The 16,343-nt window shown below is 37.9% G+C and carries 16 protein-coding genes; 1 reads left to right on the top strand and 15 read right to left on the bottom strand.

What is annotated here, in order from left to right; all coding sequences use genetic code 11:
• From ACVWYN_RS17075 to ACVWYN_RS17030, 10 genes are all read right to left on the bottom strand, one after another.
• On the bottom strand, positions 1-1,151 hold a 1,151-nt coding region (locus ACVWYN_RS17075), incomplete at its 3' end, for a multicopper oxidase domain-containing protein (protein ID WP_457290096.1).
• A 22-nt stretch (positions 1,152-1,173) separates the two neighbouring features.
• The gene (locus ACVWYN_RS17070; protein ID WP_457290095.1) at positions 1,174-1,620 is read right to left on the bottom strand and encodes a heme-binding domain-containing protein; all 447 of its coding nucleotides are present in this window, start codon (positions 1,618-1,620) and stop codon (positions 1,174-1,176) included.
• A gap of 84 nt (positions 1,621-1,704) precedes the next feature.
• Positions 1,705-2,229, bottom strand: coding sequence for a DUF3347 domain-containing protein (locus ACVWYN_RS17065; protein WP_457290094.1), 525 nt, complete (start codon positions 2,227-2,229; stop codon positions 1,705-1,707).
• 88 nt (positions 2,230-2,317) lie between these two features.
• A complete protein-coding gene (locus tag ACVWYN_RS17060; protein ID WP_457290093.1) occupies positions 2,318-2,881 on the bottom strand; it encodes a helix-turn-helix domain-containing protein in 564 nt (187 codons plus the stop codon).
• Positions 2,882-3,047: 166 nt separating this feature from the next.
• Positions 3,048-3,449, bottom strand: a complete 402-nt coding sequence (locus ACVWYN_RS17055) for a hypothetical protein (RefSeq protein WP_457290092.1) — start codon at positions 3,447-3,449, stop codon at positions 3,048-3,050.
• 186 nt (positions 3,450-3,635) lie between these two features.
• Positions 3,636-5,816 (bottom strand): TonB-dependent receptor, encoded by a 2,181-nt coding sequence (locus tag ACVWYN_RS17050; protein ID WP_457290091.1) that lies wholly within the window; start codon positions 5,814-5,816, stop codon positions 3,636-3,638.
• Between the two features lie 71 nt (positions 5,817-5,887).
• Entirely contained in the window at positions 5,888-6,337 is a 450-nt protein-coding gene (locus tag ACVWYN_RS17045; protein ID WP_457290090.1) for a hypothetical protein, read from the bottom strand.
• A 62-nt stretch (positions 6,338-6,399) separates the two neighbouring features.
• Entirely contained in the window at positions 6,400-7,362 is a 963-nt protein-coding gene (locus ACVWYN_RS17040; protein WP_457290089.1) for a glycosyl hydrolase family 18 protein, read from the bottom strand.
• Between the two features lie 13 nt (positions 7,363-7,375).
• Complete coding sequence (locus tag ACVWYN_RS17035) at positions 7,376-7,810, bottom strand: type II toxin-antitoxin system HipA family toxin (RefSeq protein WP_457290097.1); 435 nt, start codon at positions 7,808-7,810, stop codon at positions 7,376-7,378.
• A 70-nt stretch (positions 7,811-7,880) separates the two neighbouring features.
• Positions 7,881-8,774: a Fic family protein gene (locus ACVWYN_RS17030; protein ID WP_457290088.1), complete on the bottom strand. Its 894-nt coding sequence runs from the start codon at positions 8,772-8,774 to the stop codon at positions 7,881-7,883.
• A 108-nt stretch (positions 8,775-8,882) separates the two neighbouring features.
• Between ACVWYN_RS17030 and ACVWYN_RS17025 the strand changes: the two genes are divergently transcribed.
• A complete protein-coding gene (locus ACVWYN_RS17025) occupies positions 8,883-9,032 on the top strand; it encodes a transposase domain-containing protein (protein ID WP_457290087.1) in 150 nt (49 codons plus the stop codon).
• A gap of 22 nt (positions 9,033-9,054) precedes the next feature.
• Here ACVWYN_RS17025 and hsdR read toward each other — a convergent pair whose 3' ends face one another.
• The 5 genes from hsdR to ACVWYN_RS17000 form a co-directional block, all read right to left on the bottom strand.
• Positions 9,055-11,388 (bottom strand): EcoAI/FtnUII family type I restriction enzme subunit R, encoded by a 2,334-nt coding sequence (gene hsdR, locus ACVWYN_RS17020; protein WP_457290086.1) that lies wholly within the window; start codon positions 11,386-11,388, stop codon positions 9,055-9,057.
• 135 nt (positions 11,389-11,523) lie between these two features.
• Positions 11,524-12,012: a type II toxin-antitoxin system death-on-curing family toxin gene (locus tag ACVWYN_RS17015; RefSeq protein ID WP_457290085.1), complete on the bottom strand. Its 489-nt coding sequence runs from the start codon at positions 12,010-12,012 to the stop codon at positions 11,524-11,526.
• 1 nt (position 12,013) lies between these two features.
• Positions 12,014-13,099, bottom strand: coding sequence for a hypothetical protein (locus ACVWYN_RS17010; protein WP_457290084.1), 1,086 nt, complete (start codon positions 13,097-13,099; stop codon positions 12,014-12,016).
• A complete protein-coding gene (locus tag ACVWYN_RS17005) occupies positions 13,092-14,252 on the bottom strand; it encodes a restriction endonuclease subunit S (RefSeq protein ID WP_457290083.1) in 1,161 nt (386 codons plus the stop codon). The genes ACVWYN_RS17010 and ACVWYN_RS17005 overlap by 8 nt, the downstream gene beginning before the upstream one ends.
• Complete coding sequence (locus tag ACVWYN_RS17000) at positions 14,249-15,745, bottom strand: N-6 DNA methylase (RefSeq protein ID WP_457290082.1); 1,497 nt, start codon at positions 15,743-15,745, stop codon at positions 14,249-14,251. Before ACVWYN_RS17000 ends, ACVWYN_RS17005 begins: the two co-directional genes overlap by 4 nt.
• Positions 15,746-16,343 lie beyond the last annotated feature (598 nt).

The following is a 16,343-nucleotide window of genomic DNA, read 5'->3' as shown; positions in this document are numbered from 1 at the left end:
GGATCTACATCATTACCATCTGTAGCTACTACCGTAACCTTGCCGCCGGCATATTTTAGCCAGAAATATGAAGACGCACCCCCGTTTGCAATACGTAGGCGTACTTTATTACCCGCTTTGAATTGGGGCTGTTCATTTTGATTTTTCCCATTGATCAAGAACTTATCGTAATAAACATCGCTTACGTCCATCGCGTTCATGCGCTTCCACTCGTTAGCCAATTTGGTTTTAAAATGACCTGATTTAATCGCCTCTAAATAACTCTGTGTGGTTCCCTTTTGAATAGCAAACCAATCTGAAGCTGCATGAAGGCTGCGGTTAACTTCTTTAGGATTCATATTTGTCCACTCGCTTAGTATAACCGGAATGGTAGGTATGTTCCATTCCTTCCGCTTATTCATAATGAAAGCGCCATACATACCTAGTTGCTCCTGTAACCCGGTGTGACTATGATACCAGTGCGTACCATGTTGCCTGATCGGGAATTTATATAAATGGGTTGTACCCGGCATAATAGGCATCTGGGTAAGATTAGGAACCCCATCGTAGCGATTCGGTAAAAAAAGTCCATGCCAGTGCAGCGAGGTTTCTTCTTTCAATTTATTATGCACGTATATTTCAGCCGTATCGCCCTCTGTAAATGTTAGCGTAGGCATAGGAATACTACCGTTTACAGCGATAGCATGCTTTTGTTTCCCCCCATAATTGACTATAGTATCTGCAATATAGAGATCGTACCGAACAGTATGTGGCGGAACATCATTCGTAATTGTTTTTATAGGGCCTAAGCTTGCCTTATCCATTTTCATATCATCCATTTTCATGTTGCCCATATCATGCATCTTACCGCTCGGCTCTTTCATCGGCATTTTCATGTCGCCCATATCGTTCATTTTTTTTGCAGGCATCTTCATTCCGGCAGAGTTTTTAGCGACAGGCTTTTTAGCGGCAGCCTTCTGTTTCTCTTTAACGAGTTTCATACCGCATTTCGGGCAGTTACCCGGCTTATCGGCGTGAATTTCAGGATGCATCGGACAGGTATATGTTACAGGCTGCGGCTTCTGCATACCTTTCATGTTCTGCATATTTTCTTGCGCGAATACAAATTGCCTCATCGAGAGCAATAGCACAAGTATCATTATTTTTTTCATAACTAATATTTTAGTAATGCCTTTAATTCGTTTGTTTAACCCATTTCAACAGCAAAGTCTTATCCTCTTTGGAAAGTATAGCGTTCCTGTGAATAATCGTATAAGAGGATAAGGGCATTGTGCCTTCTTCAATGCTTTCACCAATAGCCCGTATTTTGCTTCTTTGTTTCCGGGCAGAATAAGTGCCAAACTCATTCAAATTAAGTTCTTCCTTACCCTCGCTCACATGTCTGTCCATCATCAACCTGATGGGCTGGAGCCAGGAATACAGCGGATAGTTGGTATGGTTACTATGGCAATCATAACACGATTTTTTCAGTACCAAACCTACACTTTTGGGTACAGGAATTGTTTGCGTGAGATCATTCGCTGCCGCACCTCCCTGCTGATTATAATACCTGGGGATAAACTGTATAGCCAAAAACAAAATAACAAGCGTAATCAAACTAATTTTAAGGCCTCGTTTCATTGCTTTACTTCAATTCTTCTTTCACCATACCGCAAGAGGTCATATTGGCACCCATATAAGGATTTTTGATCTCTTTGGTTTCACTTAACCAGATGCACCTTTTTTGTCGTTGTACATTGGGCAATGATCTACAAAAAGCGGCTGGTCTGCACCGAAATCTTTAACCAGATCGTACATATCCTTGCTGAGCATATCGAAGTGCTCACGCTGGTGGGGCAATTTGTCTGCGCTCATGCTAATGTGTTCAGCCATTTCCTTAGCGTCATCAGCAATGTCCTCAAAGGATTTTTTTTGTACAGCAGTTAAAGTTGACTTGTCAAAATTCATAAAACCATCTGACAATGATTTTCCCGCTGCTGCCGCGTCTTTACTGTTATCTTTTATTAACGCATTCTTTAGTTGTAGGTAATTACTAACCAATCCGTTAACAGCTGTTGCAGCTTTTGCATCCACACCCTGTTTTTCATTCATCTTAGCAGATACTACTGGAGAAGGATTTATTTTTACAGTGGTATCCGCATTCATGGCTGATGATTTGCCTGTGTTATTACAAGCGATTATGGCAACCGATGCGATAGCCATTGTACATACTATAATGAGATTTTTCATGATGTATTTATTTGATTTTTAAATTACTTACTCAGTGTTTCTGTAGTTTTCCTACAGGTTAACATTTGGCTGCCTAAGTAAGATTCTGTTAAATTTTATCTAGTGGTTTTCTTTCGTTTTTTTGACTCGTTTTGTACTGGCTGGGTGTTAGGCCGGTCACGTTTTTAAACTGCGCGGATAAATGCGCACTGCTGCTGTAACCCATTTGATACGCGATCTCATTCAAATTAGCTTGGCCGTATTCCAGTAGTTCTTTTACTTTTTCTACCTTTTGCTGGATAATAAATTTTTCGATAGTGATATCTTCGTATTCAGAAAACAAACGGCTCAGGTAAGCGTAGTCTTTAAAAAGCTGGGATGAAAGCAGGTCTGAAAAATTGATATTACTTTTTGACAAGTCGGTATAATGAACTTGTTGGATAACCAGGTTCTTAATACGTTCAACAATCTGCTGTTTTTCACTGTCGATCAGTTCAAAACCCATCAACTTTAAAGAGGAAGCGATCTCAAGTAAGGTCTTATCGTCAGGCTCAGGATCAATGGTTGCCTTTCCCAAAACGATGTCCGTTACGCGGAAATGTATATTTTCTAATTGCTGGCGGACAACCATAATGCAACGGTCGCATACCATATTTTTAATATGAAGTATCATATAATTTAATTAAGTATTGGTGAACGTACTTTTTAAGTATGAATCCTACCAGAAGCCACACACCAATTGCTTGCGGACAAACCATCATGCAACGGTCGTACACTATATATTTAGTAGAAATAGTGCTGTAAAATGTCAGGCTGCTGGGATCGCAGGGCTACTTGAATCAAATTAGGAGAGAACGGAATTTTATAACGATAGATTTGCCGGACAGGTATGGAGGCGCATGGCTTTCCTGCCAAGCCAAACGTGTAATCACCGGATAATAATGGAACTGACTTAAAAAAAAGTAATGTTGAATTAGTACGGCGATCTGTGGTGCCTGAAAATCAGGAACTGGTGGAATATTTTCCTTAATCACATAATTATCGTGTTTGTCGCAGCAGCGACAGTCCTTATCGCCACAATCCTTTTTCTTACTATGCTCACGCACTTCATGATCCTCATCATGCATGGCCAATTTTGGCTGGAGAAAGTATTCACCTGCACAGTGTAGCATACAGACGAACATACCTGTTGTGAGTATCAGGTAAAATGCTGCTATACTTAAAACTGCCGCTTTCTTCATAGGTAACACAAAGGTAGGATATTCTTAACAACTACTTTTATAGAATTTTGTTTGATTTTTACGTAATTAGAAAATTACGATGCCTGGGCGTAAGGCCGTCTTGATAAAACATCGACCCATGTCCGGATTTACCTGGCAACCTATCATGAAAATAGCCATGCAACCTGCAAGGCTATCTTTGAGACATTATTTGTTGAATATTTTGATCCTAACTCCGGCATTAACGACTACACCATCCAGCGGCGCGTAAATGTCTTTGAAATCAGGATTGGTTAAACTGCCTGTATAAATACTGTTCCATTTGGTTTGGCGTTGATCCGTAAGATTTTCCGCATTTACAAAGATATCAAGGTGCTTCCACATCTTTTGTACTAATAAACCAAAAGTGGTATAGCCTCTGCCGGTAGAGCCATCCGATAATAACTGTGGACCGGTATAAAAACTTTCGGCCCCAAAACGAAAGCTACCCTCGATCTCGTAGGTCGCATCAAAGCTCAATTGGTTTTTAGGCGTTAAAGTTTGTGGCATACTTAGCCCATTAAAATGTGTTTTGGTATCAGTATAGGTATAACCAAGATAAAATATCAGTTCATCCATCACCAACTTAACATTGGTTTCCGCACCTTGGGTATTTAAGTAACCCGGTCCGTTAATAAAACTATTGTTTTGCAGAATCAGCGGCCTGTCTACGCGTGTTGAAAAGAACAATTGGTTCACATTAATAAATGCATCATTACCCAATGCGCTGCGATAATTCAGATCGGCATTCAAGCCATAGGACTGTTCTGCTTGCGTATTGTCAATATTTAAAGGCTGGATATGCTGATAACCGTCCTGCTCGCTCTCGTCGTTGAACAAGGTAGGCATTTTATAACCCAAACCTCCTCCTATACGGCTGGTCAAACGATCGGTGATCTTAAAAAGGGCGTTTATCCTTGGCAAGATAAACAAACCTGATGAGGGCTTTGCTGGTGCTGGGGTATTTCGATCCAATCGCAGGCCACTTTCTATAGAAAGCCAATTACTGGCTTTATAAATGTTTTGCGCAAAGGCCCCGAGGGTAGTTTGGTCATAGTTCAAGTTATTTTGCGGCGGCTCTGCCGTGAAATGATCAGTGATCAGGTTGGCACCGGCTACCCAGGATGCTTTTTCACCGTTACGTACATAGTTCACTTCGCTGAAGGAAGAAAATTGTTTCCCCTTGAAATTAAAGCCCAGTTCGCCTAATCGCCGATCGAAATAGCCAACGGTATTCTTGAAATTGAGCTTACTTTCCTCATCAATATTATGGGTAAAAGACAATTGGGTGGAAAATCGGAAGGTTTGATTTCGCTCAAAATACTGGTGGATGTTATCAGGCTTTCCTTCGATCACTTTTAAATCGCCTCCTAAACGGTTCTCGTAGGTAGTGTTCACACCGAACCAGCCAGAATTATGCTCATCCAAATACAGAAATACCTTCGGGTTAATGGTAAAACGTTTAGTCTGCGGTATAGCGCTTAAACCTGTATTCGACGGTTCATAAGCGCCATTGTAATTTAAGGAACCAAATATTGTTGTGCCGATATGTTGCCATTTCTCACTGTAATATCCGCTAGCATCCACACCTTTAGCAGTAGTCCCATTCAACAAAAAAGTCAGTTCCGGTTCCTTTTCGGGAACTTTGCTGATCAAGTTGACCAACCCGGCTATTGCGCCGCCGCCGTATAATGTAGATGCGGAGCCTTTGATGAACTCTACCTGCCGCAAATCCAGCGGGTTGATCTGCAATAAACTAAGGTTGCCCGAAAACCCTGCATACAATGGCATCCCATTCTGTAATAATTGGGTATAACGGCTGTCCAAACCTTGTATGCGAAAACTGGCTGTGCCGCTTACCGCAGAAGTCTGTTGGACATGGATACCGGTCGTTTCGCCAAGCAACATTTTAATATCGCCGGGCCGCATGGTACTTTTCTCGTCCAGTTCCTCCAAAGGTAATGCTTCTATGCGCGTAGGGATATCCCGCAGGTTCTGGTTTGTCCGGGTTGTTTGTACCGTTACCTCGGCTAACTCACCGCTGGATGGTTCCAGGTAGATCTTGATGATCTCGCTCGGCTGCTGTGAAGGGAAATGATACACCTTTTCGCTTTTATCAAAACCTACATAAGTGATTTCGATCTCAAATTTCCCATTGGGGATATTAGGAATAGTCAACAGTCCGCTCGTGTCAGTGCTTGCACTTATTTTTAAGTCAGGCAGGGTTCCTGTTGCGCCTTTAAGTACCATTTTGGTCTGGTTGTTCAATACCTTCGCACGGAAGGTATTTTGAGCAGATACCAATTGTGAAAATAAAACAAAGGATAGCAGTATGAAAAATATTTTCATGTATATAAATATTTCGGCAATTCGATGCAATTGCCCTGTTAGAAATTAAATGAATAAATAAGGAAGATCAATCAGGCTATCGGAGGCCTGAAATGCTCATGATGATATTCAGACGTATAATAGCGGGCATGATAAATAGGTTGATTGGTCACAGGCTGCACCGTATTGGAAAAAAGTTGATAAACGTGGTGAATAAAGAAGATCGAAAGCGTGGGTTGATGCTGAAATTGTAAGGCACCCGGGTTCTTCGGTGACGCATCATTGTTATTATTACCAAAAAGATCTTTGCCATGCAAAAGATAATCACCAACAAAATCAAGAATGTCTGGCTGGCCTGCTCGTACCTCACAATAGGAACGGTACATGACTGGAAGATCCCGTATCAATGAAAAATCACTTAATGGAAAAATCACGCTCCCCGCTAAAAAATAGCAGGCAAAGAACAAGCTGATCAACATTTTTTTCATCAAGGCAAAGATATAAAAAATTGGTACTTCATACAAAAATGTACCTGTTGGCATTGGCTTAAATATTTACTGCTTGTACCTACAGTAAAATGTAAAAGCCTTCCCTTATATACGCTCTATTTGTGCGCTTGCTTATAAATGGCATTTAAAAGCGATTTATCTCCAGGTGCGTCGCCGAGCAATTGCCAGATCATAATACCAGATGCTTCTTTTTTGGCGAGATCTGTTTTTTGTTTGATGGTGGGGATGCCATTGTAGTAAATGATTTTTCCGCCGGGCAAGCCCCATTGGTCTACCAGTTCGGCACCAGGGTTTTGTGCAACCAGTTGTCCGTAGGTCATGCTGATGCCAGGTGTGGTGGTATCCGGACCAAAACCATAACCATAAAAACCTACGCCTAATACCATTTTCTCTTTAGGAACTTTTTTCACGTTATAGAAATATTCCAGATCAGACACTGCTTTATCAAAAGGCGAATGAGGCCCTGGCTTGTTGGGCCGGTCTGGGCTGGTATGGTCATAACTCATCAATGTTACAAAATCATATTGGGCCAGTGCAGTTTCGGTGAGCTGGTCTTTATAGAAAATGGCGATTGCGGCGGTAGAGATCAAATTGCGCCGGTGCAGTGCAGCCGATAGCTCGGTAGCAAACTTTTCGTAGTTGCCATCAATATCGCTGCCTTCAATATCTACATCAATACCGTCAAATCCATATTTAAGTGCCACATCTATCAGGCTATTAATAAAGGCAGGTCGTTTATCATCCCTTAACAGCGCGGCATAATAGGGGTGCCTGCCGCCGCCAGCTATAGATGGCAGTACCTTTACATTTTTAGCGTGTGCAGCTTTAATAAAAGGCGCAAGGGCAGATAGGTCGGCACTAAAATTACCCAGCGTATCGGGATTTAAAAACGATAGATTAATATGAGTAACCATATTAAAAGGCACGGTATTTAAATTGGTAGTTAGCGCTGCACGGATGGAGTAGTATCCAACTATTTTAAATTTGTTGTTCCGTTGCTGGCCCATGGCCGATGCCATTGTGAGTACTAAGAATAAGCTTAATAATATGTTTTTCATCTTCCTGTATTATTTACTCAACGAGTCCAAATGCTGGAGACTTTGCTTCTTGTTCTGCCCTTGAGAGCCCCTGCTTTGAAGCTTGTTTTCGCCAATCTTTAACTACTGTAGAAATTTCCTGAATGATCTGATACATTTGGTTCTCCTTTAACTGGAAAAATTGACCTACACTTAATGCCAGTTCAAAATCCAGCGCATTATTGTCCATATCTACATTTATAGCCAATCCATTTTTTTCTATTGAAGGATTAATATCATATGCTGGCGATAACCTCCAACCCTTTTCCGTTAGTAAAAACCCATGATTTCTCAAATGATCATCGGTATTCGAGATCGCCATATTAAACACTATTCTCCTCCATAACTGATGTAAATCCTCCTCAATAGCTGAACCATAAGTTTGTATAAAATCTGCTATTTCAAGATAACTTGAACTAACATCTCTAATGCTATGAACTGCTCCCTCAAAACTGGGTCAATAGCACCAAATCACCTGACTCGGATAATGCATCTCAAATCTACTCAAATTCTATTTCAAAATATTGAAGAATAGCTTTGTAATTATCCTGAGCGGTAAGGCAGGTGTCTGATAAATATTCTTTTATGTGACCCCATTCTTGTAAACCTCTATAATAGAACAATTTTATATCCTCATCTATTATAAATGGCACCATATTGTTGGCTAGGCATTCCTTAAACATAATCAACCGACCAACACGACCATTACCATCTTGAAAAGGATGAATAATCTCAAATTGATAATGAAAGTCAATAATATCTTCAAAAGTTTTATTTTCGATACTGTGGTATTTAGAAAGTAAATCTTTCATTTTTGCTGTAACTTCTTTAGGTGGACAAGTTTCATTACCACCAACTTCGTTCGGGAGTTTTTTGTATTCGCCAACATTAAACCAATCTTTTCTACTATCGGAAGTGCTCGTTTTTAAAAGATAATGTAATTCTTTAATCAAAGATTCTGTCAACTTAGATTTTCCTTTATCAATAATTAAATCGATACAGCGAAAGTGGTTTGTAGTTTCTATAATATCATCTATATTAACACTTTCTTTTGATGCTTCAATTGTATTGGTTTCGAAGATATATCGGGTTTGGTCGTGGGTTAATTTACTTCCCTCAATACGATTCGAATTATAGGTGAGATCAATTTGCGTAAGATGATAAATGCCACCTTTCAGCTTCATTTCCTTTTGCTCTTTTAGATGATTGAGTAAAGTATTATCACTGAATTTCTTCTTATTCTCTTTTTGAGATATCGTAGCATATTCTGGAATATTCCAAGTTTTACCAGTTAAGAATGCTCCTTGAATTCTGTCTTTAGCACAATAATTCCGAACAGTTCTTTCAGGAATGCTCCATTTTTTCGCAAATTCACTTACTGAAATATAGTTCATAATTTTATTTAAGTGCCGTTATCGGCAAATATACAACAAATCAAGCTTTTATAATCATAATTTTGCCGATAACGGCAACAATTGAGGATTTTATTTCCTTTGAACTTTATGGGAACCTGTAAAAAAAATGGCATTAATCCATTTGAATGGCTTAGGGATATTCTTGTCAGAATACCAGAACATTATGTAAATAAATTGCATGAACTACTCCCACAAAACTGGGTCAAGAGCACTAAATCATCTGATTTGGGTACTTAGCCGATGGCTTAGGTATGGAGAGCTATGCTACGCCCTGCTGATATAAGTGTTTCTGGAATTCTATAAACATGGAGCTGATACTAGCTACACTGCCAAGAACGCCCTTAGCATCTTCTAAAGAATGATATTTGTTTGTTAGTAATATGGGCAGTTTTTCTTGGTCAAGTTCATCTACGCCGGTCTCAATATATTTGGTTAATACGAATTCTATAAATTCCTTTTGTTTATCGTTTAATAATGCAAAAATTGTTGCCTGTGCTGCAGCCACTCGCGCTTCTCTAGTTATAGGCTTAATATCACTATTGAAAACATATTCTAAAACATCAAATAGATCACTCTTTTCTGCATCTATTAATTGTTGAAGTGTATGTAATTCATCCTTACCAAAACCTGCTTCCTCTAATTTTATCATTAAATCTTTTCTAGTAATGGGGTTACTCCAAATTGTACGTAATTCATCTTCACTTTTGAAAAGATTTGGCAGCTCTCCAAAAAGGTTATTTAAAAACTCTTCCGACGATATTGGTTTACCGTCGGCACTCCAGAAGGAGGTCGACATCATAAATTGAATATCTCTTTCTTTTCCGTCACGTAGCTTAATTTTAATTTTCGTCCTTCTCTCAGGCGGTTCGCCACCATCTGTTGTTGGCTTTGGTGGTCTTGTATAGGTCCCAGGGGGCTCATGAACTTCATTGGTCTCTGGTTCAAGTGGTTCTCCATCCCATGCGGGGTCAGCAAAGTGGTGGTATGCATCAACAAAGTCGTAAATGGTGAAAAATTCTTTGCCATCAAATAGACGGGTTCCTCTACCAACAATTTGCTTAAATTCAATCATTGAATTTACAGGACGAAATAGCACAATGTTTCTGATGTTTCTTGCATCAACACCAGTAGATAGTTTTTGCGAAGTTGTTAAGATTGCAGGAATGGTCTTTTCATTGTCCTGAAATTCTCTTAAAAATTGTTCTCCAATCTCGCCATCATTGGCTGTTACCCGAACGCAATAGTTCGGGTTTTTATCTTTTTTATTTTGATTAACTAAATCACGTATAGCAGAAGCGTGGTCTTGGGTAGCACAAAAGATAATTGCTTTTTCTTTTTGGTTAGCCTCATTCATGTAAATTTTAACACGCTTATCCTCTCGTGCCTTTATTTCAATGATCTTATTGAAATCAGCCTCTTTATATAACTTCCCTTCCTCAATTTCTCCTTCGATGATTTGGTCATCGCTAGTGTAAATATAATCATCTAGGGTAGTCTTGAAGCGTTTTACCTTAAAAGGCGTTAAGAAGCCATCATTAATACCCTCTTTAAGTGAATAGATATACACAGGTTCGCCAAAATATTTATAGGTGTCTACATTATCATTCCTTTTTGGTGTTGCCGTTAAACCGAGCTGAACAGCAGGGCTAAAATATTCTAGAATTCCTCTCCAGTTACTTTCGTCATTGGCTCCACCACGGTGACATTCATCAATAATAATGAAATCGAAATAGTCCGCAGGATAAGCACCAAAGTAAGGCGCAGATTTACCCTCGGCATCTGTACCTGACATAAATGTTTGAAATATCGTGAAGAAAATACTCCCGTTAGTCGGAACACTTCCTTTTTTACTAATTTCTTTTGGACTAATTCTTACCAAAGCATCTTCTGGAAATGCGGAAAATGAGTTAAAAGCTTGATCAGCCAATATATTTCTATCGGCTAGAAATAAGATCCGAGGTCTTCTACTACCATCTCGGCTTAAGTTCCAACGGGTTTGGAACAGTTTCCAGGCAATTTGAAAGGCTATGGCGGTTTTGCCGGTGCCTGTAGCTAAGGTTAAAAGAATGCGTTCTTTATTCTTTGCAACGTCTTCTAATGTGTTTTTAACGGCAATTTCTTGATAATAACGTAATTGCCAACTTCCACTTTTGTCTTCGAATGGAACAGAGGCAAACTTCTCTCTCCATTCATTTTGTATAGTAAATGTTTTATCCCAAAGTTCATCAGGTGTTAAGTAGCTGTCAACCAACTTCTCTTCACCTGTTTTAAGACAAATAAAATAAATCTCTCTGCCGTTAGTAGAATAAGTCGTTTCTAATTTAAGCTTATTGCCATATAATTTAGCTTGCGCAACGCCTTCACCGACTTCCAATTCATCACTTTTAGCTTCAACTACAGCTAACTTAATACCTTTATAAACTAAAATATAATCCGCTATCATAGGTTTACTACGTGTACCGCCTACATTAATTTTACCATCGGTTATTTTGGCATTACGTTCTCGAAGAACTTTTGAACCCTCTATAACACCCCATCCACAAGCTTTTAGCTTTGGGTCAATTAGTTCTGCTCGTGTTTCTGCTTCGTTCATTTTAGAGGGGTGTTAATTTTTCTATTGAGTTTCTATTGAGTTTTTACTGGTTTTCTTGCAGATTTGCTCAATAGAATATTTCATGCCTCCATTTAAATTTCTTATTTGCCTCTAAATAGGTAAGCATATTTGGGGTTAAAATAAATCCTTATAGAATTCGACCCCAATATTTATATTTTCACTTTCCGAACTGACTTGGCTTAGTGCATGGATGATTTTTAATTTCAGGGCTTCACTATAATCTTCCTCATTTACAATAGAAATAATTATCTCGAGTAATAAATCTTTATCAATTATATTATCTGCCACTGTCACAGCAATATTCTCCATTTCTATAATAAACTTGTCTACAAAGACATCTAGGCCATTTATAGAAAGAAAAAAGGCCCCCATTGCAATTGATGTCCGTTTATTACCATCATTAAATGCATGGAATTTATTGAAAGAAAAAACAAGATGGCTGAGCTTTTCTTCAAAACTAGGATAATAGTCATCGTTTTGAATGTGTTCCAATGGGCTATCCAAATTTCCATAAACTTTAACACCTTCGATGCCACCTGAGATTTCAATAATTTTATCGTGAATTTGTATGGCATATGCTGTTTTAAAATAGTTGAGAGCCATATTATCGATCTTTTAATCTCTTAAAAATTTCCTTATTATCTTCTAGTCTTTTTTCCAGATCCATACTGCGTTCTCCCAGAAAAGTCTCATAATCCTCAGAACTTACTTCATTAATATAATCCTTGAGCTTTTCATGAAGCGCCTCTCTAAAAGCCAAATCACGGCTGGCCATTAGACTTCTGGCTTTTTCCCTTAATGGCATTAAAGTAAATTCTGTAATTTTCTCATAGGAGGAAAACAGCAGGTGGGCCTCAGATAAACTTAGTTTCCTACTTAATCTTTCAAACTCATTTTTCAGAAAATTAGCAAAACCATTTTCATACCCAGAGACCAAATCCAAAATTTCAGAGTACATTGTACTACGTACACTTTCATTAGTATTCAATTTTAATATATGGCGGTATTCCTTAGCATTTTCTTTAAAAATGCTCTTGTATATTTTATCCGTGAGCTGGCTATACTTAAATTTATTTTCTGTTATATAATAATCAAGTGCGTTAGTGAATTCTTTTCTATAGTTATACTCCCTAATTGCACTTGGTAAAAAATCTTCTTCCCGCTGATTGATAAATTTTGTTTTACCTCCCAGTTTTTTATTTAAAACATCGATTACGATGTCTAAAATAGAAGAGCGAAGTTTTTGAGCTTTTTCAGAGCTAGTAAGCAACATACCTACGTTTAAAAAGGACTTGTAGGTAAACACAGATAATTGAGGTGCTTTCAGTAAGCTATCTGATTCACTTTCATATAATTGGACGATGTCTCCGACATCGATGTCGGAGACATCCGACTGAGTCTTGGCTTTTTTTAAAAAAGCTGAAATTTCCTCTTTGAAAAGCTTGAGCTTACTCCCTGAAAAAACTTCATAACCGCTTAGTATCAATTCTTCTCTATGTACTTCTACTATCCGTTCAATAGTTCTGATATCTACTTCAAAGTAATTTGCCAGTTGTTGTCGCGTGAATCTATATTTACAATCGAATTTAATTCCATAGAAACCTACCTGCTGATAAACTTCCTGAATTGCATAATTATTGTTTAGTATATTTTTCCTGTCGAGACTGGAATTCGTTAAATCTTTACTCATAAATTTCCATTTTTTTGGCTTTCAACGTCCCACTAAACGCCTTGTGTAAAATAGATTTTTTAAGTTCTTCAAAACGATCTAGTTTTTGCTGATATGTTGACTTTAACTTTTTAGTTTCGGTTGATAGAGCATCTAGTTTTTGAACAATGGCTTGTTGTTCATCAATGGAGATAGGAAAAGGTAACTTATAGTTTTCGAAAGTTCCTAAATTTATATTGTCCTGGGCGCTCCCTTTTCCTAATTTCTTTAGCTCCGATTTTAAATACTGTAAAGTATAGTAAACAAAGTCTAAATCAGCCTTCGAAGGGTCAACTTCTAGACCAATTATGCTATCTGGAAAACAAGAATCAAAATCTAAAATAGCTGTTTCAGCGATATTAGCTGCTATAGTTATGCAGATTGTTCCCTTTTTCCAAAGTTTACTTTGAGCTAGACCTACCTCGTTATAGGTTTGAGAATATTCTGTTACAAACTTATTAGCATTTCTAACATCACCGGTTTGAATAAAAGGGAAATCCCCTTCGTAAAGACCCTTCCAGTTTCTTGGACGATGTTTGGATTTTCCTCTACCAAAATCTAATGCAATTTCGACTAAGGTTTTCTCCTCCCAATGGTCACCTTTATTCTCAAACACCCCTTGCAAATAATTTTCAAAAAGTTTTTTAGCGTTTTTTAAGTTTTGCTCAGCATTGGCTATTGCTCGGGCTATAGTGGCAAAAGTATTATCTAAAATCGCAATGATGCGTTGTTGCTCGATGAGGGATTTTGGATAGTTTATTTGAATCGTTTGAAGTTCAGATTTAACTAGACTTGGTATAGTGGTTCCTCTATTCATACTTTTAAAATCAATTCCTAAGCATAAATAGTATATTAATCTCTTATCTATTTGATCTTCATTTTTAGGAAAAAAACCAAAGGCTGTATCTACATTCCAAATTCTTTCATCAATGTAGATTGGTTTACTAATGTTACCTTTTCGTCCAATTATTGTTGTACCAGCTTCACAAATGAAATCCGTTGCATAACCCATTGCATTACCAGCACTACCCATAATTTTATACTTTCCAGTATTAGATAGTACTGCTTGCTGGTTTTTGCCATTTCTAATTTCAATTACTTCCCCAAATTTTTTTGTTTCCCAATTGTCTCTCATATTAGTTCTAAAATTGAGGTTAAAATGTCAGCGCTTTCTTCATCTAAAACTTTAATATCGGCTAAAATTTCTTGCGGTTGGCGTAAGGCAGCTTCTTCCTTTTTGTTTGGATTTTTGGCAGATAGGTCAAAAGTAATCTGGTCAATGTCTTTTACATTAATGCTCCAAGAGTTTTCGCTATCAACTTTTGTTTTTTGTAAGGTTACAAAATCGGCTAAATCCTTTTCGTTTAGGGCGTTAGTTTTGCCTAGATTTCTGGCTAAATTTAGTTGGTAAAACCAAACTTTTTGAGTTGAACTTCCTTTTTCAAAAAATAACACTACCGTTTTTACACCGGCACCTGTAAAAGTTCCACCAGGCAGATCTAAAACAGTATGCAAATTACAGTTCTCTAAAAGCAATTTGCGCAAGCTTACACTGGCATTATCGGTATTGCTTAAAAAGGTGTTTTTAATTACCACACCCGCTTGTCCACCTGCTTTTAAAATCTTAACAAAATGCTGTAAAAACAAAGAAGCCGTTTCGCCGGTTTTAATCGGGAAATTTTGTTGTACTTCTGCACGCTCCTTACCACCAAAGGGAGGATTAGCTAAGATGACATCATAACGATCCTTTTCCTGTATATCGGCCAAGTTTTCTGCAAGCGTATTGGTATGAACAATATTTGGGGCTTCTACACCATGCAAGATCATATTCATAATGCCAATAATGTAGGCTAAGGATTTTTTCTCCTTACCGTAAAAGGTTTTCTTCTGTAAGGTTTCGGTATCTTTTGTGGTTAAAACTTTGCTATTTTTAAGGTAGTCAAATGCTTCGCATAAGAAGCCAGCACTACCTACTGCACCATCATAAATAGTATCGCCAATTTTTGGAGCAACTACTCTAATAATCGTTTTAATCAAAGGACGAGGAGTGTAATATTCACCGCCATTACGGCCTGCATTACCCATGTTTTGTATCTTGGCTTCGTACAAATGGCTCATTTCGTGCTTTTCGGCACTGGTTCTGAAGCGAAGTTCATCAATGCGATTAATTACTTCACGTAGGTTGTAACCACTTTGTATTCGATTTTTTAGCTCACTAAAGATCTCGCCAATTTTATATTCAATGGTATCAGCACTTTCCGCATCTCCTTTAAATTTCTTCAGGTAAGGAAATAATTGTATGTTAACGAAATCGTTTAAGTCATCTCCTGTTAAAGCATTGTGATCTATCTTTCCGTTCTCTAATTTCGGTGCTGCCCAAATGCTCCATTGATATTCTGGTGCAATAATATCAATGTAAGATTTGCCTGTTAATTCGGCAGCAGTCCTTTTGTCGTGCTCTAAGTCATCTAGGTATTTTAAAAACAGTACCCATGAGGTTTGCTCTACATAATCCAATTCACTTCCACAACCAGCATCTTTATGCAGGATATCATCTATATTTTTAAAAGTTTGTTCGAACATTCGTTTTGAAGGGTATTTATACTCTTCAAATATGGTGATTTTCAAACTTTTATTTTTGATTTTTGGGGATCCTATTTTTATCTTAAATCATTTCCGTCCTAAACGTTTTATCTCAATAAAGAAATTGGTGATTTCATTGGATTAAATCGCTATTAAAGACTGTTTTCAAAACAGAACCCCCTGTATGCATTCCGGGGGTATATCAAGCAACTCTTCGAAGGGCTTGTTCAGCCATAGTTGGAGGTTAATCTTTACAAAGATATTAAGCCTGATGAATGGCGACCAGTGCTAATATTTTGCATATTTATCAACATTAACATTATCTTTGTACTTACAGTGCCGGGCCATACAAAGCATTAGTCCTGCACTTTAAAAAAAGAACATTCAAAACCCGAGCAAGCCTCGAGTTTTTTATTTCAAGCCAATCTCAATCTAAATGCCATGTATTTGCTTTGGTATCATTTATTTTTTCTTTTCGTTATTGCGATGTAACGTATCCGTACTATAAACTACAAGTTTGATTGCTCAATAATTTGTTTATAGTTCTGAGGATATAGATTCTTGATGTTTTTGTGATTTATGGATATGATATTTTGCTGTTGCGTCGGGCGGATAAAATATGCAGACTTGTAATATTCTATTG

Source organism: Pedobacter sp. UYP24 (assembly GCF_054057295.1).
Note: the sequence above shows the minus strand (reverse complement) of the source record. Positions and strands in the feature narration are given on the sequence as shown.